Consider the following 24,019-nt stretch of genomic DNA (forward strand, 5'->3'; position numbering starts at 1 on the left):
ACTATCTTAATAAAATAAATTAACCTAAAAAAAAATTAGGAGGAGAAAATATGAAAAAAATAATTTTAGTTGTATTTATGTTGGTTTCTGTACTGGGATTTTCAAAGGACAATTCATTAAATAATGAGGAAATGACGGTTGGATCAAGGAAGATCCCTCTGTCGGAAGATGTGAGTGACGAATTTAGAGCATATCTTGCTGCCAAACCTATAGTAGATATAGACTTGATAAAAAATATGAATTTTGAAACTGATGAAGAGTGGAATCAATGGATACAGCAGAGAGATAATGCCACAATTGCTGCTGTAAGGGAACTTGCTGAAAAGTTATCAGTTAACTATATAAGTGACACTATCAATGGAGTTAAAGTATTTAGAGTTTTCCCTTCAAAAATATCCAGAGAGCATAAATCCCACCTCTTTGTCCACAATCATGGAGGAGCATATATTTTAAATGGAGGAGAAGCTGCCCTCTTTGAAGCTATATTGATTGCGGATCGTCTAAAAATGCCGGTTATCTCTATAGACTATCGTATGCCTCCTAGTCATCCGGCACCTGCAGGGGTAGAGGATATTACTGCAGTCTGGAAGGAACTCTTAAAAGATAGAGATCCCATGGAGATGGCTATGGGAGGTACATCTGCAGGAGGAGCTATTACAGCTGGAGCTATTCATAAATTAAATGATTTAAGCCTTCCTCTGCCTGGAGCGCTTTTTATTGGAACGCCGGGAATCAATATGGAAAATACAGGAGACAGCCGTTTCATCAATGAAGGGATAGATACTAATTTATGGACTTGGGAAGGAATAGTAGAAAATGCACTTAATATGTATACGCAAAATATTGATTCGAGACATCCCTATGTATCTCCTATAGAAGGAGAACTAAATAATTTTCCACCGACATATCTTATCTCAGGAACAAGGGATCTTCTCTTGAGTGATACAGTGAGGATGCACCGTAAATTGAGGAGAGCAGGAGTAAAAGCAGATCTTCATATATATGAAGGACAGGCACATGCAGATTATATAGCTGCTACTTTTTCACCGGAATCCTATGAACATTTCAGAGAATTAGACAGCTTTCTTATAGAACATCTAAAAAAGTAAATTAAAAGAGAAGTAGCTTTTCCAATCATGGAAAAGCTCTTTTTTTGAGATACTAATATAATTTACTCTGCACTTAATTATTTTAAAGCTATTGACTTTTGGAGTAAAAAAACGTACTATATGATTATATAATCATATAGTGAGGAGGGAGAAATTTTGGAAATAATAGATATATTAAAATTGATTGCAGATAAAAACAGGATGAGAATATTAAATATATTATATAATAAAAATAAAACATGTGTCTGTATATTGGAGGAGATATTGGAGCTTAATCAGTCGAACCTTTCCAGACACCTCAATAAACTAAAAAAAGCGGGAATAATTGTAGGAGAAAAAAGAGTTCAATGGGTTGATTACAGGATCTCTGAAAAGTTTCTAGAAGAGAATTATTTTATAAAAGAAATATTGGAGGAAAGACTGGATAGTGGGATCTTTTTGGAAGATCTGGAGAAAACCAAAGGTTTAAAATGTTAGGATATTTTTTTTATTAGATATTATGATTTGATAATCATATACAGGCAGTTAATACCAATTGAAATTATATGAGGGGGAAAAGAAGTGAAAAAAGAAACGGGAATTAATTTTTTTGAAAAATACCTTACAGTCTGGGTAATCTTGTGTATGATAGGAGGGACATTAATTGGAAGATATATTCCTCAAATCCCTACAGCTCTGGGGAAATTAGAGTATGAAAATATATCTATGCCTATAGCAGTACTGATATGGCTTATTATCTATCCAATGATGCTGAAAATCGATTTTAAAAGTATAGTCGGTGCAACTAAAAACTTGAAAGGGCTGACAATAACAACCAGTATGAACTGGCTGATAAAACCCTTTACAATGTATGCTATAGCAGTGCTTTTTTTTAAGGGAATTTTTGGTGGCTTTATTCCTATAGAGCTTGCTGATGAATATATCACTGGGGCGGTTTTACTGGGAGCAGCCCCCTGTACAGCCATGGTATTTGTGTGGAGTAAACTTACCAAAGGTGATGCTGCGTATACTTTGGTCCAGGTAGCAGTAAATGATCTGATATTGCTGGTAGCATTTGTTCCCATTGTAGGTTTTTTATTGGGAGTTTCCAACGTTACTGTACCCTATGGAACTCTATTTTTATCGGTAATTTTATTTGTGGTAACCCCTCTAGTCGCAGCCTGGATAACAAGAAAATCCATAGTAGCTCATAGAGGGTTGGACTACCTGGAAAATACATTTATTAAAAAATTTGATAAGAGTACTATGACAGGATTATTGTTAACACTTGTTATTATATTTTCTTTCCAGGGGGATAAACTGTTAACCAATCCAATGGACATAATTCTTATAGCAGTGCCTCTGACTATCCAGACATTCCTGATATTTATAATAGCTTACCTGTGGGCTAAAAAATGGAATATGCCCCATGAGATTGCATCTCCAGGAGCCATGATTGGTGCCAGTAATTTCTTTGAGCTGGCAGTGGCAGTAGCTATATCACTATTTGGTATTAATTCAGGAGTAACTTTAGCAACTGTAGTAGGACTTTTAGTGGAAGTGCCTGTTATGTTAATTTTGGTAAAAATTTCAAATTCAACAAGAAAATACTTTCAAGTAAAAAAGGTAACTACGTAAGAAAATAGATGAGATATTAATTAAAAAATAATAAAATCCAAGGGAGAGTAAACAATGAAAATAGCATTTGTATGTAATGGAAATTCTTTTAAATCACTTATCGGAGAAAGGTTTGGAAACGAATTTAATGATGGGAGTTTTGAAATTTATTCAGCAGGAACCAAACCGGCTGAAAAGATAAATGAAGTCGGGGAAAAAATAATGAAATCCAAAGGGTACTCAATGGAGGGCTATTCTCCAAGCAGTATGGAAGAATTACCTGAAAAATTAGATGTTTTAGTAAAGATGGGGTGCGATATTGACTGTCCAATCCATCATGCAGATAAAGTTGTTAATTTTGGACTGGAAAATATAAAGGATCAGGAAAAATGTGTAGAGATGATAGAATTAAAAGTAAAACAATTATTAGAAGATCTATCATAAAAAAATTATCAATAAAGATATTTAAAAGGCTTCCAACTTGGAAGCCTTTTAAATATCTTTATTTTTTATTGCTGTGAAATATCAATCTTTAAATTATTAGAAAAAGAAATTCTAATTGCAAACTAGGTTTGTAGAAGACAACAGGATGACCGTGATACTATGTTTTATAGTAAAAAACGTTTATTGTATCTGTAGAAAAAATTTAATTATAATTCAATCTATGAAGGGATAGATTGAAGGGGAGAGAAATATGAAAAGAGTAATTTTAATTGTATTTATTCTGTTGTCTGCACTGAGTTTTTCAGAAAATAGTATATCAAATAAAGAAATGGAATCAAATTATAAGATATCTTTAGGATTTATGGGAGGTTATGGAAGCAGTCTTTACAAGGTAGATGAATCATACACACGGTATATTCCCATTCTTGGATTTGAAGGAGAAAATCTTTATATATTAGGTTCAGAGATCGGTTACAGACATAAGTTAAATTCTAAGTTTACCATTACAGGGTTTTCACAGCTTTTTGGAGGAGTGTCGCTGCAGGGTGTGGGAGGAGCAATTGGATCAACTCAATTGAAAAATTCCGATATGGAAGAAGGATATAAGGGAATAAGCAGCAGGAAGACCCAGACTGAGGTGGGAATTAAGTTGGGATATAACACAGGGTTTAAAAATACCATACTTTCAGGGGAAGTAAGGGGAGGACAGAGAGGATCAACAGCAAAAATTTCTGCTCTCAGAGCTGTTGTTGTAACAGAAAGACTTTCTATTATCCCCCAAATGAACTTCACTTTAGTCGATCATAATATGGTAAATTACTATTTTAGTGTAAGTGAAGATGAAGTTAATGATCCCAGGAATACAAAGTTGGATAAGGCCTATAACTCGGATCAACTTGCATATGCTTCTGGTATAGGAGTAACAGGTAATTATCAGTTTACTTCTGAATGGTCAGCATTTGCCCTGGCAGAGATACAGTATGTGGCAGATGAAATCGGGAATTCACCCATTGTAGATGAAAGAGCAAATTATTTTATGGGAGTAGGTTTAAGGTATAATTTTTAAAAAGAGAGAGAACTATTCTATTAAAATTAATAAAAATAAGAAAAAAATCTAAGGGAGACTGGTGTAAATTATACAGCGGTTTCTTTTTTTTGATAAAATTTAGTGGTATACTTAAGTAGAAGAAAATTATAAATTAATATTAGAAGAAGAGACAAAGGGAAAAAAGGGGGGATCAGTGAATATAAACAGTGATACAAATTTCAAGGTATATACACCGGATTATATAGCAAAAGAGATGGTAGACAAGAGTTTAGAAATATATTTTAATGGAGAGTACAGCAGATCCAAATTTGATAACCTCAGGTGTGCTGATCTTTCGTGTGGGACAGGGAATCTCCTAATGCCATTACTCAAGACTATCATTGAATTATCCAAGGTAAAATTAGGAGAGTATAGCTATAACAATTTATGGATTACAGGGTATGATATAGATGGGGAAGCCCTGATGATATGCAAAAATAATATTTTAAAGATATTGGAAAAATATAAAATTGCAGATAAAGATATAAATTTAATAGAGACCAACTCCCTCATGGAGGAGATCGATGAAACCTATGATATTGTTTTAGGAAATCCACCGTATTTTGGAGAGAAGAACAATAAAGAGATCTTTAAAGATATGAGGCAATATAAGTTCGGGAAAGAGAACTATGAGGGGAAGATGGACTACGCCTATTTTTTTATAGCCAAGGGGATAGATTCCATAAAAGATGGAGGAGTTCTGACCTACATAACCACAAATTATTGGTTTAAGGCTGATCATGCTAAAAAATTAAGGGAGAAGATAAAGAAATATACTACCTTTAAATATATAAATAATTATAACAAGTCTGTCTTTGAGGATGCTGTGGGACAGCACAACGTTGTTTTTACCTTGAAAAAAGAAAAAAAACTAGGCAGGTTAGAAGTGATAGATGACAGGGAAAAATATCTGATAGACAGTGATAAAATTTACAACTACAGAAATAAGATTATCTTGGCTAAAAACGAGGATTTAGAACGATTGGATAGGGTATATAACGGAAGAACTCATTTCTTAGGAGAACTATTAAATATCAATCAGGGGATAGTCAGCGGGCATGACAGGGCCTTTGTTTTTGATTCCTATGAAAAAAAATACGGAGAATATCTAAAACCATTCTATAAAAATAAGGATATAGACCAGTATTCCCATACTTCCAATAAATATTGGATCCTCTATCTGGATTATAAGGTAGCCTTAAATAAAAAATTGGCTAAACATATGAATCCTTATAAGGAACGGCTCAGTAGGAGGAGGGAAGTTTTAAAATCCATTATCAATTGGTGGGAACTCCAGTGGGCCAGAGATGAAAAAATATTTAATGTGCCTAAGATAATTGGGAGGCAGAGATCAAAGGTAAATAAATTTTCATACTCAGAAGGGGAGTTTTATGGAAGTGCAGATATATATTATCTCACTCCCAAGGAAAAGGATATAAATTTATTCTATATCCTGGGTTATCTCAACTCCAAGGTTTTCTATGACTGGTTTAAATATAATGGGAAGATGAAGGGTGATAACTTAGAACTCTATGCAACCCCTCTAAAGGAAACACCTGTATATTACTCTAAAGACAAGAGTGAGATAGCTTATATTGAGAAGCTGGTAAAAAAACAGATTGAACATTACGATGAGGAGACCCAGAAATTAATAGACAGATATTTTTCTGATCTGAAATATGGGAAATAAGATATAGGTTCTTGGTTGGAAATTTAAATGGAAGTTAAAAAATTATAGATGATTAATAGAATCGGGCTCTGAAGAGTCCTTTTTTATTTTTTACAAGGTTTATCTCATTAGATAGCGTATATTTAATAAAAATATATAAAATTTAATGAATCTAATAAATGTAAATTTTTCGAGGAGAAGGAGATGTTTGAATTAATTTTAAATAAGGTAATACCTGTAAATTTAATATTTTTTTTAGGATATCTTCTAAAGAAAACAGGGGCCTTAAAAGAGGAAGATGGAAGGGTGTTTTTAAAGGGAATGTTCTATGCTTTTATCCCGGCAATTTTATTTCAGTCGGTGAGGAAAGCAGAATTCAAAGCAGAATTTATACTCTATCCCCTGGTCATAATTATCTATCAGGTTTTCATGTTTATTTTGGGGAAATTAGTGACCAGCAGGATGAAAATGTCCAGCGATAAAAAAATAGTTATCAGGGGTTCCTTAATCATTATGAATTCAGGTTTTGTAGTGCCATTTTATATAGCTTTTTATGGGGTAGAAAATATGTGGAGGATGGGGCTCTATGATTTTGGGAATTCACTGATGGTTTTTGTTTTAGTTTATTCTATGTTTTTAAAATTAGAGCTAAAAGAAGCACTTAAATCATTGGGATCTCCCCCTATAGTTGCAATAGTTCTGGGAATAATAGCGGGTAAATTTGGAATTCCTGTCCCTGAATTTATCGACAGCACCTTAAATCAGATAGGAAATCTTGTGGGACCCTCCATCATGTTAGGACTTGGGCTGTATTTTACCCCTTCCTTAAAAAATATAAAGATCAGCCTCCTGGTAGTGGGACTAAAAATTGTTTTAGGAATCGGAATAGGATTACTTCTTATTCAGATTCTGCCCTTTGACAGTTTATCCAATAAGACGGTGTTGTACATGACTGCTTCCCCTGTAGGAGCGAATATCCTTACCTTTGCTGTTTTATCCAAGATGGATACCAGATTTCCTTCTGAGATAGTGTCGCTATCCATAGTTATAAATTTGTTTTTAATTCCATTATTATTTATCTTAGTTTAACACTGGTCTCTCTCTAGTAGACTTATATCGATGATATATTTAAAAATAAAACCCTCCCAGATTATTAGAGAGGCAAACTAATAATCCGGGAGGATAAATTTTAATGTTTTTAATAAAGGTTTTTATAGATGTTTATTATATCGGTTCTTTCTAAAGGAACATAGTTGTTGGCCAAAAGTCTTTGCTGCCCTGAAATTACTGCATCTGCAAATCCTTCTATCTCCTCTTCCTTCATTCCGTATTCTTTTAGTGGTTTTCTAGAAAGTAGTTTATCCAGAACATTTGATAATCCTGCATAAACGTCTTCTCCTGCCGGGATATTCATAATATCAGCCAATACTTTATTTACTTCTTCTATCTTACCGTTTGGATCCTTAGCTAAATATGTTTTAAATACTTCTGTGAAAAATTGATAGTTGGCTTCTCCATGGGGAACGTGATATACCCCTCCTAAAGGATAAGACAGTGCATGAACTGCTCCTACTCCTGCATTTCCAAATGCTATACCTGCATAGTTACTTCCTATCATAAAGTCCTCTATGATCTCTTTTCTATATTCTTCTCCATGTTTTAAAATTTCCATATATCCCTTTAGAATCATCTCAATTGCTTTTACACTGAATATCTCAGTATACATATTTGCTTTTGGAGACACATAGGCTTCTATAGCATGGATCAAAGCATCTATTGAACTTGTTACGAAGAATTTATATGGCAGGTTCATAAGTAATTCCGGGATCAACACTGCACTTTCAGGATAAAGCTCATCCACAGCTAACCCCATCTTAGTTTTTTTCGATTTTATTTCAGAGATAGAGATATTTGTTACCTCACTTCCTGTTCCACAAGTTGTAGGAACTATTACTAATTCTCTTACTTTTTTTATATCAACTGTTTTTTCAAAATAATTAAGGCAGTCATTGGTATCTTCTAATATCAATAATTTTGAGATATCTATGACAGATCCTCCACCTACTGCAATAACTCTTTTTATATCCTTTCCTCTGATAGCATCCATGATATAGTTTATAGTTTCGTCTGAGGGTTCTCCCATACCAAAGCACTCAAAGAATAAACTTTCAGCTTCTAAATTTAAATCCTGCATATAGTTATTGAAAAGGAAATCGTGGGTAAATAACAGGTCCCCCTTTCCTATTTTAAAGTCTGCAGCAAACTCTTTAAATGTATCAAATTTGTGTATCTCTGGTTGTATTTTTAAAAGTCTCATCTATTTCTCCTCCTATTCCCAGATTTGTTCATCTGATGGAATTATAACATCTTCTCTGATTAAACCTATTCTAGAAACATTGATTAGGTGTTTATAGTCTAAATTTTCTGAAATAATATTGTTTCCCCAAGTTCCGCAACCAAGTGTAGTTGTAGGAGCGAATCCGTTTAACATAGATCCTCCGGCAGTTGTTGAAGATGGAGCATTTACAACTAATCTACTTACTGTCAATAAATTACCAGCTAATTCAATGTTTTCTAAATTAAATGAATGAATTGCCGCTGTATGTCCCTTTCCTTCAAGGTCTAAGTTTGTCTGGGCAATATTAATTGCGTCTTCAATAGTATCATATTCAAAAGCTGAAAGTACAGGACACATTTTTTCCTTACAAAGAAGATCTTCTGCTCCTATTCCACTGGCTTTTAAAAGTATAACTTTTGCTTCTTTTGGAACTGCTACTCCTGCCATCTCTGCAACTCTAGCAACTGACTGACCTACAACATCTTTATTCATATGTCCACCTTCAAAAATTGTATCTCTGAATTTTTGAATATCAGCAGGATTATCTATATAGTGAGCCCCGTTTTTAACCATAGCATCGATAACTTCATTATATTCTGATTTTGGAGCAATTACTGTCTGTTCTCCAGAACAAATTATACCGTTATCAAATTTTCTACCAGCTATAATTTTAGATGCTGCATCATTATAGTCAACGCCTTTATCTATAATTACCTGAACATTTCCTGCTCCTACTCCAAATGAAGGTTTACCACTTGAATAAGCAGATTTAACCATTCCCATTCCTCCAGTTGCAAGAACTACATCTACCTTTTCCATCAATTCATTTGTATAAGCCAGAGATGGTTCAGCGATTACCTGGATAGCATCCTTTGGACATCTAATTCCATTTTCTACTAAGGCATTGTTAATTCTAGCCACTGTTTCAGCAGTACAAGCTTTAGATCTAGGATGTGGAGCTACGATAATTGCATTTCCCCCTTTCACAGCGAACATAGCGTTACACATAGGAGTTACTATTGGATTTGTTGTAGGAGTAACTGCTCCAACTATTCCAACAGGTTTAGCTACCATGATAAGATTTTTTTCTAAATCTCTTTCTATTATTCCTACACTTTTTTTATCTTTTAAATTGTGCCATATATTTTTAGATTTTCCCTTATTTTTTCCTACTTTGTCTTCATATACACCCATTCTAGTTTCATCTACAGCCATTCTAGCAAGTTCTTCAGCGTTATTATATACAGTTTTACCAATTGTTTTTACTATGGCATCTAACTCTTCCTGGCTGTATGTTGCTAATTCTCTTTGAGCTACCTTTGCTTTTTGAATCATGTTGTTGATGTAGTTTTTTGAATCCATTTTTGTTTCCTCCTCTAAAAATAAGTTACTTTTATATTTTTGAACAATTATAAAATAATTTAATAAGTAAAGATCGATAAAAACTTAAATCACATCTATTTTGAAATATAGTGTTATGCTACTTTTATTTTTTCATAGTTCCTGTTTCTAAAAACTTTGCATGCCATGAAAGAGCTTCCTCTAAAATATGAGGTGTGTGGCAGCTATGGCATACGTCGCATGCTCTTTTAAAATAGTCTCTCATCTGTTCTTTGAAATCCGGATGAACACAATTTTCAATAACTAGTTTTGCTTTCTCTTTTGGACTGAGTCCACGAAGATCAGCCACACCTTGTTCTGTTACTATTATCATTGTGTCATGTTCTGTATGGTCTACATGGGAAACCATAGGTACAATAGATGAAATTTTTCCGCCTTTTGCAATGGAACTTGTACTGAAAATTGTTAGATATGCATTTCTGGCAAAGTCACCAGATCCTCCGATCCCGTTCATTATTTTCGATCCCATTATATGAGTTGAGTTTACATTTCCGTAGATATCTACTTCGATAGCTGTATTCATTGCAATTACTCCTAATTTTCTGGCCATTTCAGGACTGTTTGAGATCTCTAATGGTCTCAAAATAATTTTATCTTTAAAGAAATCTATATTTTCTCTGAATGCTTTAAGGCCTCTAGGAGAAGGACTTATAGAACAGGCAGATGCTTTTTTAATCTTTCCACACTGCATCAATTCAAGCATTGCATCCTGGATAACCTCGGTATAGCAGACTAAATTTTCAAAGGTCGAATCACAGAGACCGGCAAGAACAGCATTTGCAACATTTCCTACACCAGATTGGAGGGGAAGCAGATTTTTAGTTAATCTTCCCAGGGAAACCTCTTTTTCTAAAAAATTAATAATATTTTTAGAGATAGCTCGATCCACATCAGAAATTGGTGCCAGATCTCTTACATGATCTTCCATATCTGAAAATACCACAGCTGCAATTTTATCTTTATCACACTCTATGAATGGTGTTCCAATCCTGTCGCCAGGATTTTTAATGGGGATATGAGTTCTCATCGGTGGATTTTGAAGCATGTATATATCTGACATCCCTTCTAATTCCACTGGCTGCTTTGAGCTTATTTCAACGATGATCTTATCTGCATTCTTTATAAATGACGGTGAGTTCCCCACTGCACTTGTAGGAATTATATTACCTTCCTCTGTTATAGCGATGGCTTCTACGATAGCTACATCAACTTTTTGTAAGACACCATAGTTGAGATACTGGGATGAGTGACTGAGGTGCATATCAAGATATTCTACTTTTCCACAGTTTATATCCTGTCTCAGCTGTTTATTGGTCTGGTAGGGAAGTCTTTTGGCAAGAATTCCTGCTTCAGCCCATGCTCCATCTACTTCCGGTCCCAGGGAGGCGCCGGAGTAGAGTGTTAATTTCATTTTTTCATGACTGGATTTTACCCTTTCTGCAAGAGCAAGAGGGACAACCTTAGGATAACCTGAAGGAGTAAATCCACTGGTACCGATAACCATTCCGTCTTTTATTAATTGAGCAGCTTCCATAGGATTCATAATTTTTTCTTTGAGTTGTTCATTTCTAATTCTAGATTGCATTTATTACACCCCTTTATTAAAAAATATTTTATCTAACTAATCTTTCGCAATATTGCATGCCTTTAAAAGTTAAATTTGAATCTAATCAAGGATTTCATTATCGCAAAATATCAGTTGCTTAACTGACTGTTACATGGGTAATTTATGTAAAATAATTGTGAATAAAACCATTCCAAATAGAGCAAATGGATATGTAGCAGCGTATCCTGCTGCAGGATCATCGGTACCAATAACATCTACAGCGACTCCAAGACCAGGAGTCGAAGTCATCCCACCACAGATTGCTCCTGAAAGCATGATCCAGTTAATTTTAAATACGTATTTCCCTACGAGGAAACCTGAAAACATAGATAAGATTCCCACTAAGATAGCAACTATACAAAGATAAAACCCGGCTCCTGTTATAGAATCGATAGCAGCAAATCCATATCTTAAACCAACTATAGAGAGGAAAAAAGTAAGAGCAATATCTCTGATTACACCAAGAATTTTTTTATCCATTCTAAAAGTCATAAATCCTAATTTTCCTATATGTCCTAAGAAGATAGAGGCAGCTAATATCCCTCCTGTAGATCCCAGACTAAAGTATCCTAAATAACCAAGATTTACCTTGATCATCCCGAGGGTATAACCCATAACACAGACAAATGCAAAGGCTACGAGATCAAATGTTACTGGTTCGATATGTTTAATATTTATCTGTTTTTCTGCTTCTTCCATCTCATCCTGGAATTGCTGATGTTCCTCTTCCAAATTTAGTCTGAATAATTTAGGGAACAGTTTCATTGCTAAGATAACTATAAGAACACCAAATGGATAACCTATAGCATGACCTATACCTACTCCAGATTCAGCATCAATAACAAATTCATCTGCCTGATCTGAAGATAAGGTAGGTGTATTTTCCGGTGTAAGAGTACCGTTAGAATTTAATATATTGAGCACGATCTCTTTATTGTGATGACTAAGTGTTGGATATTCCGCACTCCATTCCTTAGCGTGTTCCCTAGATGTTTCAATTGCAGCAGCTAATCCGGGAGAACTGGTAAGAGCTCCTGTATAAACTCCTGAAACTTCATAGGGGTTTGCTTTATTGCTCAAAATAGTGAGTGTATAAGTTGTTCCGGCTCCTATAAATACAATGAGAAGTCCTAGTACAACAAACTTTGTACCATATGTTTTAAGTATTATGGCTATTTTATCTGCAGCCAGAAGTCCTACTGCACCTACAAAAAGAATTAAAAATAAACTAAAGAATTTTTTATCTATAACACTGACCTTGAGCATAGAATTAAATGTAGAGGTGTAAGGTCCTTGTGCATTTATTGAATCATTGGCCATTTTTACGACCAGCCATCCTATTACCAATCCAGAGAACAAGGCTCCAGAGGTTCCAATTTTTAATAGTTTTCCTAAGAGTAACCCTAAAAAAATTGTTATAAACATAAGAATGAAAGGATTAGTTAACCAATGAATACTTTTAAATACAAACATACACATCCTCCTAAAAAGTTATTTTTTTCACTTTGATCCTTTAATTTTTACTGAGGCAGATTACCTCAGCAAAAATTAAAATTTACAGTGATATCTTTCCTCCCAGTTTTTAATGAGATCTTCCCTAAAATCAGGATGAGCGATACCTATCAATGCCCGGCCTCTTTCTTTGATGGTTTTCCCTTTAAGCCTGGCAACACCATATTCAGTTACTATATAATCTACATCATTTCTAGATGTAGTCACTACAGCACCTTCATCTAAGACAGATACTATACGGGACACTTTTCCTTTGGCAGCAGTAGAAGGGATAGCAATAATTGATTTACCGCCCCTGCTCATAGTGGCTCCTCTGACAAAGTCCACCTGTCCGCCTACCCCGCTTATTTGTTTATATCCTATAGATTCTGAACAAACCTGACCAGTCAGGTCAAGCTGTACACATGAATTAATAGAGACCATATTATCGTTTCTGGCTATTATTACCGGATCATTTACATAATCCACCGGGTAAAATTCAACCAAAGGATTATTATCTACATAATCATAGAGTGCCTTGGTTCCCATTACAAAGGTAACAACCATCTTTCCTTTATGAAAATTTTTAGCTTTATTGTTTATAACACCAGATTTTACTAGTTCTAAGACACCATCGGAGATCATCTCAGAGTGAATTCCTAAATCTTTTTTATCCTTTAAAAACAGCAGAGCTGCATCAGGAATAGCACCGATTCCAAGCTGAAGGGTAGAACCATCTTCAACAAGAGATGCACAGTTTTTTCCAATGGCTTTTTCAATCTCTCCTATTCTAGGAGGGTTGAGTTCGATAAGAGGTTCAGAATGTTCTACAATATAATTTATGTCTGAGATATGGATGAAGGAATCACCCATGGTTCTTGGCATATGTTTATTTATCTGAGCTATGACAACCTTTGAATTCTCTGCAGCTGATTTGATATAATCAATAGATATTCCCATACTGCAGTTTCCATGTTCATCTGGAAGACTTGTTTGTATCAGAGCAGCATCTACTGGGAGATGACCATCTCTAAATAACTTGGGAACTTCATGAAAATAACATGTAGTAAAATCAGCTCTTCCATCCTGAACTGCTTTTCTGGTGCTGGCTCCTGCAAATAATGCATTATGAACAAAGTGTTTTTTCATATCATCGTTAACATACTGGGCTTTTCCCATGGCAACCATATGAACTATCTCTAAATCTTCAAATTTTTCCTTGTTTTTAACTAAAGCATCTATCAAAATTTTTGGCTCAGCACATGCATGGGCTACTACTACTCTATTTTTAGAATTTATATTTAAAATTGCTTCATCTGGAGATACTAGTTTTTCTTTATACAGCTCTTTCCAGTTCATCTCTTTCACTCCCTTTAGTGTGTATATAATTTTTTAAATATTTTTTTTAGCTAAAAGTTTTTTAGCCAACTCTATAAGGTCCTCTGAAACACCGGTTTCTAGAACAACATCTTTTATTCCAATATCTTCTAAAAGAACTATTTTTTTCACAAAATCCGATGTAGTAGAACTAGCGTGGTAACATCCTACACAGTTTCCTAGTAATTTTATTTTTAAAATTTCATCCTGAACTGAAATAACTTCAATGTCACCTCCATGTTCTTTTATAGATGGTCTTATTTTATCTGATATAATTTTTTCTACTCTCTGCAACATTTTAATCACCTTATTTTGAAGAGAGGCCAAAGCCTCTCTTCTATTATTTTTTAGAAAATCACAAATTTTTTAATAAATAAAAGTTTATAATAACCTAGATTATGCTTATCTGGATGCAACGTCACGTTGCTTATTTTTTTATCCCTGTAAGATCTTTAACCAATTGTTTTTTACCTTCAATATTTCCCTGTCTGGAGATCATAATTCTTTGAGCCTGAGGAGATCCTGCCCCATGCATCGATTCAGTTCTATACCCTACAGCAGAAGCTCCTAAAGTAAGGTTTTCAATGAATCTAAGTACTTTTTGACGATTTTCTACAGGAACTTTACTGTTTCCAGCAAAGTATTTATTGCAGTATTCACCGATTACAGGATGTTTAAAGTCTATATCTGTAGGCATAGTTACCATTAATCCACCTGCGATATCTTCAGCTAATCTAGCTATCTCATATGGGAATCTAGTTACATTTTGTTTACAGACATTGGCTAAAAGAAGATCTATCTGGTAATTTCCTGCCTTGGTAGCAACACCTTCAGTAGAGCAGGCAAGACCGCAGGCATATAGTGTTTCATTAAGATGTGTCATCTCAATAAGTTTATCCTTTACATGGGAAGCTCTGGTAACACCGTTATATTCTGCTGCAAGTGCTGCAGCTCCAATAAGAGCATCTCCTACACCGACCTTACATCCTCCATAACTCTGTCTGTGGTAACCGGCAAATCTTTCTACAAGAAGTCCGGCAAATTCATATTCCCCATTTAGGTATATTCTTTCATTTGGAATGAAAACATCATTGAATACAACCAATGCTTCCTGTCCACCGAATTTAGGGTTTCCTACGTCTACATGTCCACCCTCTAATTTTCTGCTGTCACATGACTGTCTACCGTAGATCATCAATATTCCCGGGGCATCTGACGGGATAGAGAAAGAAACTGCATAATCTTTGTCATTCTCACCCATAGCAATAGTAGGCATGATCAGATGTTCATGGGAGTTTACTGCACCAGTCTGATGAGCTTTAGCTCCTCTTACTACAATTCCGTCTTCTCTTTGTTCTACTACACGAAGGTAAAGATCCAGGTCTGCCTGTTGGTGAGGTGCTAATCCCCTGTCTCCCTTAGGATCTGTCATAGCTCCATCTACTGTAAGGTCGTTGTCTTGGACAAATTTCATATATTTTTTAAATCTTTCATGATAAGTAGTTCCATATTTTTCATCTATTTCAAAAGTTGTACTGAAGATAGAGTTAAAAGCATCCATTCCCACACATCTTTGGAAACATGAAGCTGTCTTTTGTCCCAACAGTCTCTGCATCTTAACTTTGTTTTTAAGATCTTCAGTGTTTTGATGAAGATGGCAGAAACGATTGACTCTTTCTCCTGTAATATTTGAGACAGCAGTCATAACGTTTTCATGCTCCTCTTCATGTGCCAAATCATAAGTAGCTGCAACTGAATTGATAGAAGGTCTGATCATGGGATGATTTGTGAAATCCTCAACCAACTCTCCCATCAAATAAACTTTTGTTTTCATTTTCTTTAAACTTTGAATATACTCTTCGCCTGTCATTAATGCCATTTTAAAACCCCTCCTAATAAAATTAGTACTATTATAAAAAAATTAATGTGTTATTTTTTAAGCGTTTTGTAAGTTTAATTAATTACTTTTTTGTGAAGTTTTTATCTTTTCTTAATAATGTTTACTATATAAAAATAGAAAAATCAATGTTTTTTATAAAAAAATTAAAATTTTTTTAATATCCAAGAAGATATACCTACAGGGGCATACCAAAATACTATTAATTTATAATATATACATAAAATTTTGAGATAAAATTTATAGATCAAACAAAAACTTATAAAAACTTAAATTGTGCTTGTTTGGATGCAACGTCACGTTGCTTTTTTATTTTTCCCTTCCGTGGTTATAAGTTGGAAGAATCATTGGTGAAAATTCCCTGCTCTCTACCCCATTGTTTTTTAGGTCTTTATGATATTTTTTTACGTGATCAAATGTTAAATCTTTGATTTTTATATCTTTAAAATTTTCCCCAGCATGAATCCCTGCTCTCCGGCCGAAAACAATTATATCCAACAATGAATTTCCCATAAGTCTGTTGGTTCCATGGATACCTCCGGCACATTCACCGGCTACATATAGGTTTTTTATTTTTGTCTGACCATTTTTATCTATCAATAGTCCGCCATTTTGATAGTGGAGGGTTGGATATACTAAAATAGGTTTTTTTCTCATATCCAAACCAAATTTAAGGTACATTCTCATCATTGCAGGAAGTTTTTTCTCAATTGTACCTTCCCCGTGAATCATCTCAATAAGAGGAGTATCCAGCCATACACCATACCCACCACTAGGAGTAGGAATACCATTTCCTTTTATATTGCACTCTTTAATAATTGCAGAAGCTTCAACATCTCTTGTTTCCAAATGATATACAAACTGTTCCCCGTGGATATTTAGAGGAGTAGCACCTAAACTACGAACTTTTTCTGTAACCAATGCTCCAAAAATTTGAGAGGGATAGGCTACACCGGTAGGGTGGTATTGAATAGTGTCTGCAAAAGCAAGTTCTGCTCCTACCCTGTAACCCATAACAAGTCCGTCAGCAGTGGCACCATAATGGTTGGATGTAGGGAACCCTTGGTAGTGAAGTCTTCCAGCTCCTCCTGTTGCCATTATTACAGTTTTTGCCCTAACTACAAAATTTCGTTTAGTCTCAAGGTCACAGATAATTGCTCCTGCAGCTTTACCATCGGTATCAAGGAGGAGTTCAATAACTGGAGAAAATTCCAAGACCTCTATCTCTTTATTTCTGACTTCATCTCTCATGACACGCATTATTTCAGCACCACTGTAATCTGCTGCAGAATGCATTCTTTTTCTCGAAGTACCTCCACCGTGATTAGTAATCATAGTTCCGTCATTTTCCTTATCAAACATCACACCTAGATCATCTAACCACTTGATTGCAGAGGGAGCATCCTTTACCAGAGTGCTTGCAAGTTCGGGAACATTGGTATAATGTCCCCCTCCCATGACATCTAAATAGTGTTTTGCAGGAGAATCATTAGGTTTATCTGCCGCCTGAATTCCTCCCTCAGCCATCATTGTATTAGCATCACCAAAACGCAATTTAGTGGCAATCAATACTTTAGCTCCTCTGTTATGAGCTTCCAGTGCAGCAGCGGCTCCTGCTCCCCCACCTCCTATGATTAGGATATCAGTATCATAATCTATTTTATCCAGATTTATTTGAAAATTTTCAAGTTTACTTTTACCCTCTAAGAGAACCCCTAATTCATTGGGAACCCTGTTTCCTTTATTGACTCCGTGCTTCAAATACATAAACCCTTTATCGCTATAATCAGGATGATTTTCATTTAAAACATCTATTTTACCCTCTGGAGACATCCTCGGAAAATTTATTCCAATTCTTTGGGAACGTGTCTCTTCTACTTTTTTAGATAATTCCCTCATCTCTGCTGTGTACATTAAATACCTCCCCATGAATATTAGTTTTATCCTTTACAATTTTATTTATCTTTAAAGACCTGTAATATCAAAAAATAAAAATTATTTACTGATATCTCTGGAATTATATAATTCTTTTAATTCTTCGACATTTTTATCCATAACTTCTTTCAGTGATTTATCGTGTTTTCCCGCTGCGATCTCTGCTACTCTATCCTTTAAATGCTCTGTTTTAGGAACAATATATTTACCTGTAAGACGCCGTGCCAAAAGAGCTACATTATAATGAGTTATCCCAGCAGGACATCTGGATGCACATATTCCACATGATACACAGTCAAAAGATCCGTGTGCACATTTTTCAAATTCCCCTCTCTGGGCATGGGCAATATATTGCATAACATTTAAATCTTGAGGGCAGCCATTTGTGCATGAATTACAGCCTATACACTTATAAATTTCAGGATAAAATTGTGCCATGGTATCCATGGTAGGTTTAAATTTATCTATATCGTACAGTGGTTTTTCCCCCGGAAAAAACGGAAGCTGTGTAAAATACATTCCATCTTCGACCTTTGTCTGGCATGCAAGGGCTATTTTTAACTCCTTATCTCCCTTGACTCTGTAGATAGTAGAACATGCACCGCAGAACCCAGATCTGCATCCGCACCCTTTAGTTAATTGGTATCCTGCATATTCCATAGAATCCATGATTGTTAAAGTAGAAGGTACAGTGTATTTTTTACCAAATATATATACATCGATCATTTTTTTTTCAGACATCTATGTCCCCCTTGCTATTTATTATTTTATAGTAATATTAAATTAATATTCATTTGGAAGTTCCGTGATTTCGTCACATCTAAATACAGGACCATCTTTACACACGTACTTATCACCTATATTACAACGTCCGCATTTTCCAATTCCGCACTTCATCTTCAATTCCAAAGTAGTATAAACCTGTTCCTTTTTAAATCCCATCTCCTCCAATGCCTGAAGGGTATACTTTATCATGATAGGCGGTCCACAGACTAAGGCGATCTTATTGTTGTCAAAGTTTAAAGTTTTTACGAAGTTAGGAACAAAACCTACATGCCCATTCCAATTTTTAGATACGTTATCTACTGTAAGGTGTACAGCAGTTTCTTTTTCTTTTGGCCAGACATCAAAGATATCATTTGAATGCACTAAATCTCCAGGTGTTCGGGCACCATAAACAATATCTACCACACCGAAATCTTCCCTATTATCCATCACATAATTAATTACAGAACGCAATGGAGCTAGCCCTATTCCTCCTCCTATAAAGAGTAAATCTTTATTTTTTAGATCTTCTACTGGGAAATTATTTCCATAGGGACCCCTTACACCGACTTCAGAACCTGGCTCAAGCTCATGCAAATAATCTGTAACAGTTCCGCATTTTTTGATACTGCATTCTATATACTCCTCCTGTGTAGGAGAGGATGTTATTGAAAAAATAGCCTCTCCTATTGGGGGTATAGAGATCATAGCACATTGCCCGGGGAGAAATTCAAAGGGTTTTTTCCCAAAACTATCAACTATTTTAAAAGTAGTAACATCATGTGTGTCTACTCTGACCTCCTTTATAACAGCTATTTGAGGTATCAATGGATCTTGATCATGACAACTACAACTCATTATTTTCACCGCCTAATTTTTTTATTATTTTTACAATGTCTATATGTACCGGGCATCTGTCAACACATCTCCCGCAACCTACACATGAATAATCCCCCTTATGATTTTTAGGGTAATAAACAAGTTTATGCATAAATCTCTGTCTTAGTCTCTGCATCTGGGTGGTTCTGGGATTTCCATGGGCCATAAGTGTAAAATCCGATGACATACATGAGTCCCAGCAGCGAAATTTTTCTCCGTGATTATTTCCCTTGTAATCTTGAAGGTCATAACAGTGACATGTAGGACAGAGATATGAGCAGGTTCCACAGGCAAGACACCTTTCACTGAATTCATTCCATATCTCTTCCTTGTCAAATATCTCCTGCTGAGTTCCCTTTATCTTGGAAAGATCTATGTTATTAAATGGAAGATCTTCTAATTTTTCCTGGATATTACTTTTTTCTTTTTCTAAATTTTGAATATCTTTTTCATCTATATCTGTAAAAAGTTCTTTTGTACTGTCCATCAATTTTTGACCTTTTTCACTCTGAGGTTTCCATATATAGGAATCTCCTACATCCCATGCAGCTACGTCTGCACCTAAAGGCGCAGATGAAGCATCTATTCCAAAAGAACTGCAAAAGCAAGTGTCTTCAGGATTGGTGCAAGCAAGAGAGATGATGGTTCCTCTATCCCTGTGTTCTCTATAATAAGTATCTACAGGTTCTCTTAAAAATATATTATCTAAAAGTTTAAAACTCTTTACATCACAGGGTCTCACACCAAAAATAACGTATTCATCTCCTATAGCTTTTACAGCTTTAAGACTTAATTTATTATTTTGATTTTTAAATTTCAAATAAGTTTCTGTCTGAGGAAAAACAAGGTGTTTAGATGAAGTAGTTGTCCTTACTTTGTCTAAATTAACCTTCTCCCCATCCTTCCAAAGTGAAAAATTAAGTGTTTTATTTTTTTCAATAGGAAGAAATAAATCAAAATCAGTACTGATTTTTTGCCATAATTCAGGCAGTTTAGTCTTTAAAATCTTTTTCATTATTTTCCTCCTTTTTTTGAAAATGTATCTGTATCTTCCAGTTTAAATGTAACAAGTGGTGCCGGAGTTGTAGAATCCATACCGGCATTAAACTCACCATAGACCTCATTTATATCTTTTATTATTTTTCGATTTAGCAGATCAAGGGGAATCCCGGCAGGACAGACTCTTGCACATTCACCACAATCTACACAACGACCTGCCACATGATAAGCTCTAACGAGATGGAAAAAAGTATCTTCCCCCTCTGTCTTGGCTTTTCCAGAGACCTCTGCATCTTCATTATCAAATACACATTTCACACAACTGCATGCAGGACAGATATCACGGCATGCATTACATCTGATACACCTTTGGAATTCTCCCTTCCAAAAATTGTAACGTTGGTCAGGGGACATGGCTTCAATCTCTTCAATTCTCTTAAATCTATCCCCACTATGTTTACTATTTTCTACTTCATCACTTAAAAGCTGGTCATAAACCACTGGATTTGGAGAGATACATGTTATGCATTTATCATATTTTATTTCCTCTCCTGAAACATCTATATTCTTATTTTTACTGATTAAAGTAAAATTATTTTCATGTTTTTTTATCTCTCTGACTCTTTCATTTAACATTATTTTTTTTACTTTCTCAGGATCGACCATCCCTTCACAGGGGATCCCATAGAGGACTACATCGTCCCTGTTTATCCTGTTATCTTTTAGGAGCTGGTTAAAAGACGTTGAATCACATCCCTTAATAAAAATCCCAATCTTATCATGTTTTGTAAGTTCCTTTATAAGAAATTTACTGAGATTGTTTATACAGAATAAATCCCATATCAAAGTATCGGTGTCTTCTGGTTTAGTGATAAATACCGGATATGAATCGGACCATAGGTCCCCTTTTTTCCAGCCTAAAATTTTGTCTACCTCTTTATCTATAAGAGCCTGTTTTGCAACAGCCCTGATTTTTTTAGTTATATTTTCCATCTGGCATCCCTCAACTTTTTATTTGGTCCAAGCTTATAAACATCTTCCAATATATCGTTCATCACAGTTGCAAACTTATTTCCCTCTGCTGCCGAGATCCAATCGACTTTAAAACGTTCTTTTTCTACTCCTATATATTCAGTTAAATTTGTTATGAGTGAAAATCGACGTCTTGTATGATAATTTCCTGTAGAATAATGGCAGTCCCCTGGATGACACCCGGCTATTACTACACCATCAGCACCATTTTGAAATGCCCGAAGTACAAAATTTATATTTACTCTGCAAGAGCATGGGACACGTATGATTTTTATGTTAGCAGGATATTTTAACCTGCTTGTCCCAGCCAGATCAGCCCCTGCATAACTGCACCAGTTACAGCAGAATGCAACTATTAATGGTTTAAACTCCTCATTTTTATTGACTACATTGGTATTGGTATCTAATGACATATTGCATCCACCTCCGCTAAGATCTGTTTATTTGTAAAACCTTTGAGGTCTATTGCACCTGGCCGGCAGGTAACGGTACACCCTCCACAGCCGTGACAGAGAGCTTCATTTACATCAGCTACTACTTTTTTAATTTTTTTCCCATGATCATCGATCTCTATATTTTTATAAGAGATGGCATCGTATGGACACATCTCTGTACATGCAAGGCACCCGCTGCATAGAGATTCATCTACTGCAGAGACACAGGGATTATTAACAAGTTTTGATTTGTTTAAAAGACCAATAACTTTTGCAGCAGCAGCACTTGACTGGGCTACAGTTTCAGGAATATCTTTGGGTCCCTGACAGGCTCCAGCCAGATATATCCCTGCTGATGCTGTTTCTACAGGACGAAGTTTCGGATGAGCTTCTGTAAAAAAGTTATTAATATCGGTACTGATATTAAGTTTTCTTTTTAGGTCTATAGCATCACTTTTAGCCTTTGTAGCAGCAGCCAATACAACCATATCTGCATCTATCACAAGAGTTTCACCACTCATGGTGTCCACTCCATGAACCATAAGTTTTTTTCCTTCTGGGAAAATTTTTCCAACCATTCCTTTAATATACTGGACTCCGTATTTTTCTACTGCTCTCCTTTGAAATTCATCAAAATTCTTTCCGGGAGTACGTACATCGATATAAAATACATATGCCTCTATATCAGGATATTTTTCCTTTATCAACATGGAATGTTTAGCGGTATACATACAACAAATTTTTGAACAATATGATTTACCTCTTTCAGTTTTATCTCTGGAACCGACACACTGTATAAACACTACTTTTTTTGGCTTTTCTCCATCAGATGGACGTAAAAACTTTCCGTTTGTCGGTCCGGCAGCATTGGTGATCCTTTCAAATTCAAGAGATGTAATTACATCTGGATGATCGTATTGGTATTCTCCAAATTTATTTAAATCAATGATATCGTAACCGCTGGCAACTACTATAGCACCATATTCTTCAGTTATTATTTCGTCTTTATCATCAAATTTAATAGCATTTGACGGACATAATTTTTCACACAAACCGCATTTTCCTGTTTTTAATTTAATACACTCATCTGTATCGATTACTGGTACATTGGGAACAGCCTGGGCAAATGGGATATAGACTGCACCTCTATTTTTAAGCCCTTCTTCAAATTCACTTTTAGCTTTTTTAGAAGGACATTTTTCAGTACATATTCGACACCCGGTGCACTTGTCCATATCAACATAACGAGCTTTTTTCTTTATCTGGACATTGAAATTACCCACATAACCACTAATTTTTTCAACTTCACTATAGGTGTGAAGAGTTATATTTGGATGTTTTGCAGCATCTACCATTTTTGGTGTCAAGATACATGCTGAACAATCCAGTGTAGGAAATGTTTTATCCAATTGTGCCATCTTTCCACCGATACTAGGTGTTTTCTCTACAATGTCTACCTTATATCCAGCATCTGCAATATCCAAAGCAGACTGTATACCAGCTATTCCACCACCAATTATCAGAGCTTTTTTTACTACATCTATCTCTCCTGGAACCAGCTCGCTGTTCAAAGTAACCTTAGCTACTGCTGCTCTCGTGAGAGCTATAGCTTTTTCGGTTCCAGCTTCCTTATCCTTATGAACCCAGGAGCACTGTTCCCTTATATTGGCAATTTCAACTAAATATGGATTTATCCCAGCTTCCTCTGCAGCTCTACGAAATGTATTTTCATGCATCCTAGGAGAACATGCTGCAACTACAACCCGGTCTAAGTTGTGTTTATCTATAACTTCCTTCATCATATTTTGCCCAATCTCAGAACACATATACTGATAATCTGCAGCATATGCAACTCCTGGCATTTTTTTTGCTTCTTCTACAACCTGTTTTACATCGACAGTAGCGGCTATATTAGAACCGCACCAGCATACAAAAACTCCAATTTTTCGCAACTTTATAC

At 35.2% G+C, this 24,019-nt stretch carries 21 protein-coding genes; 7 read left to right on the forward strand and 14 right to left on the reverse strand.

The features are described from left to right. The first annotated feature begins 50 nt into the window (after nucleotides 1-50). The 7 genes from NRK67_12795 (at nucleotide 51) to NRK67_12825 (ending at nucleotide 6,994) form a co-directional block, all read left to right on the forward strand. Complete coding sequence (locus NRK67_12795) at nucleotides 51-1,109, forward strand: alpha/beta hydrolase (GenBank protein UUV18160.1); 1,059 nt, start codon at nucleotides 51-53, stop codon at nucleotides 1,107-1,109. A 156-nt stretch (nucleotides 1,110-1,265) separates the two neighbouring features. Continuing rightward, nucleotides 1,266-1,586, forward strand: coding sequence for a metalloregulator ArsR/SmtB family transcription factor (locus NRK67_12800; GenBank protein UUV18161.1), 321 nt, complete (start codon nucleotides 1,266-1,268; stop codon nucleotides 1,584-1,586). An 84-nt stretch (nucleotides 1,587-1,670) separates the two neighbouring features. Further along, the gene (arsB, locus tag NRK67_12805) at nucleotides 1,671-2,726 is read left to right on the forward strand and encodes an ACR3 family arsenite efflux transporter (GenBank protein ID UUV18162.1); all 1,056 of its coding nucleotides are present in this window, start codon (nucleotides 1,671-1,673) and stop codon (nucleotides 2,724-2,726) included. Nucleotides 2,727-2,780: 54 nt separating this feature from the next. Then, nucleotides 2,781-3,149 carry a hypothetical protein gene (locus NRK67_12810; GenBank protein ID UUV18163.1) on the forward strand — a complete coding sequence of 123 codons (369 nt, stop codon included), beginning with the start codon at nucleotides 2,781-2,783 and terminating at the stop codon, nucleotides 3,147-3,149. 250 nt (nucleotides 3,150-3,399) lie between these two features. Continuing rightward, nucleotides 3,400-4,215 carry a MipA/OmpV family protein gene (locus tag NRK67_12815; GenBank protein ID UUV18164.1) on the forward strand — a complete coding sequence of 272 codons (816 nt, stop codon included), beginning with the start codon at nucleotides 3,400-3,402 and terminating at the stop codon, nucleotides 4,213-4,215. Nucleotides 4,216-4,390: 175 nt separating this feature from the next. Continuing rightward, complete coding sequence (locus tag NRK67_12820) at nucleotides 4,391-5,926, forward strand: N-6 DNA methylase (GenBank protein ID UUV18165.1); 1,536 nt, start codon at nucleotides 4,391-4,393, stop codon at nucleotides 5,924-5,926. 183 nt (nucleotides 5,927-6,109) lie between these two features. After that, on the forward strand, nucleotides 6,110-6,994 hold the full coding sequence (locus NRK67_12825; GenBank protein UUV18166.1) for an AEC family transporter: 885 nt from the start codon (nucleotides 6,110-6,112) through the stop codon (nucleotides 6,992-6,994). A gap of 109 nt (nucleotides 6,995-7,103) precedes the next feature. Here the strand turns inward: NRK67_12825 and NRK67_12830 are convergent, their stop codons facing one another. From NRK67_12830 to NRK67_12895, 14 genes are all read right to left on the reverse strand, one after another. Further along, on the reverse strand, nucleotides 7,104-8,222 hold the full coding sequence (locus NRK67_12830) for a 4-hydroxybutyrate dehydrogenase (GenBank protein ID UUV18167.1): 1,119 nt from the start codon (nucleotides 8,220-8,222) through the stop codon (nucleotides 7,104-7,106). Between the two features lie 12 nt (nucleotides 8,223-8,234). Continuing rightward, nucleotides 8,235-9,605, reverse strand: a complete 1,371-nt coding sequence (locus NRK67_12835) for an aldehyde dehydrogenase family protein (protein UUV18168.1) — start codon at nucleotides 9,603-9,605, stop codon at nucleotides 8,235-8,237. Nucleotides 9,606-9,729: 124 nt separating this feature from the next. Further along, nucleotides 9,730-11,229 carry an acetyl-CoA hydrolase/transferase family protein gene (locus NRK67_12840; GenBank protein ID UUV18169.1) on the reverse strand — a complete coding sequence of 500 codons (1,500 nt, stop codon included), beginning with the start codon at nucleotides 11,227-11,229 and terminating at the stop codon, nucleotides 9,730-9,732. Nucleotides 11,230-11,358: 129 nt separating this feature from the next. Next, nucleotides 11,359-12,723 (reverse strand): hypothetical protein, encoded by a 1,365-nt coding sequence (locus tag NRK67_12845; protein UUV18170.1) that lies wholly within the window; start codon nucleotides 12,721-12,723, stop codon nucleotides 11,359-11,361. Between the two features lie 75 nt (nucleotides 12,724-12,798). Then, nucleotides 12,799-14,100: a 4-hydroxybutyrate CoA-transferase gene (locus tag NRK67_12850; protein ID UUV18171.1), complete on the reverse strand. Its 1,302-nt coding sequence runs from the start codon at nucleotides 14,098-14,100 to the stop codon at nucleotides 12,799-12,801. A 33-nt stretch (nucleotides 14,101-14,133) separates the two neighbouring features. Next, complete coding sequence (locus NRK67_12855; protein ID UUV18172.1) at nucleotides 14,134-14,415, reverse strand: NifU family protein; 282 nt, start codon at nucleotides 14,413-14,415, stop codon at nucleotides 14,134-14,136. Nucleotides 14,416-14,545: 130 nt separating this feature from the next. Continuing rightward, complete coding sequence (locus tag NRK67_12860) at nucleotides 14,546-15,997, reverse strand: 4-hydroxyphenylacetate 3-hydroxylase family protein (GenBank protein UUV18173.1); 1,452 nt, start codon at nucleotides 15,995-15,997, stop codon at nucleotides 14,546-14,548. 327 nt (nucleotides 15,998-16,324) lie between these two features. Then, the gene (locus tag NRK67_12865; GenBank protein ID UUV18174.1) at nucleotides 16,325-17,929 is read right to left on the reverse strand and encodes an FAD-dependent oxidoreductase; all 1,605 of its coding nucleotides are present in this window, start codon (nucleotides 17,927-17,929) and stop codon (nucleotides 16,325-16,327) included. 81 nt (nucleotides 17,930-18,010) lie between these two features. Further along, on the reverse strand, nucleotides 18,011-18,691 hold the full coding sequence (locus NRK67_12870) for a 4Fe-4S dicluster domain-containing protein (GenBank protein ID UUV18175.1): 681 nt from the start codon (nucleotides 18,689-18,691) through the stop codon (nucleotides 18,011-18,013). Between the two features lie 42 nt (nucleotides 18,692-18,733). Beyond that, nucleotides 18,734-19,573 (reverse strand): FAD/NAD(P)-binding protein, encoded by an 840-nt coding sequence (locus tag NRK67_12875; GenBank protein UUV18176.1) that lies wholly within the window; start codon nucleotides 19,571-19,573, stop codon nucleotides 18,734-18,736. Then, on the reverse strand, nucleotides 19,563-20,609 hold the full coding sequence (locus NRK67_12880; protein ID UUV18177.1) for a 4Fe-4S dicluster domain-containing protein: 1,047 nt from the start codon (nucleotides 20,607-20,609) through the stop codon (nucleotides 19,563-19,565). Before NRK67_12880 ends, NRK67_12875 begins: the two co-directional genes overlap by 11 nt. Then, nucleotides 20,609-21,586, reverse strand: coding sequence for a 4Fe-4S dicluster domain-containing protein (locus NRK67_12885; protein ID UUV18178.1), 978 nt, complete (start codon nucleotides 21,584-21,586; stop codon nucleotides 20,609-20,611). Before NRK67_12885 ends, NRK67_12880 begins: the two co-directional genes overlap by 1 nt. Next, a complete protein-coding gene (locus NRK67_12890; protein ID UUV18179.1) occupies nucleotides 21,574-22,038 on the reverse strand; it encodes a hydrogenase iron-sulfur subunit in 465 nt (154 codons plus the stop codon). Before NRK67_12890 ends, NRK67_12885 begins: the two co-directional genes overlap by 13 nt. Continuing rightward, on the reverse strand, nucleotides 22,029-24,011 hold the full coding sequence (locus tag NRK67_12895; protein ID UUV18180.1) for a CoB--CoM heterodisulfide reductase iron-sulfur subunit A family protein: 1,983 nt from the start codon (nucleotides 24,009-24,011) through the stop codon (nucleotides 22,029-22,031). Before NRK67_12895 ends, NRK67_12890 begins: the two co-directional genes overlap by 10 nt. Nucleotides 24,012-24,019: the final 8 nt, after the last annotated feature.

It is taken from the genome of Fusobacteria bacterium ZRK30 (assembly GCA_024628785.1).
Taxonomy (GTDB): Bacteria; Fusobacteriota; Fusobacteriia; order Fusobacteriales; family Fusobacteriaceae; genus Psychrilyobacter.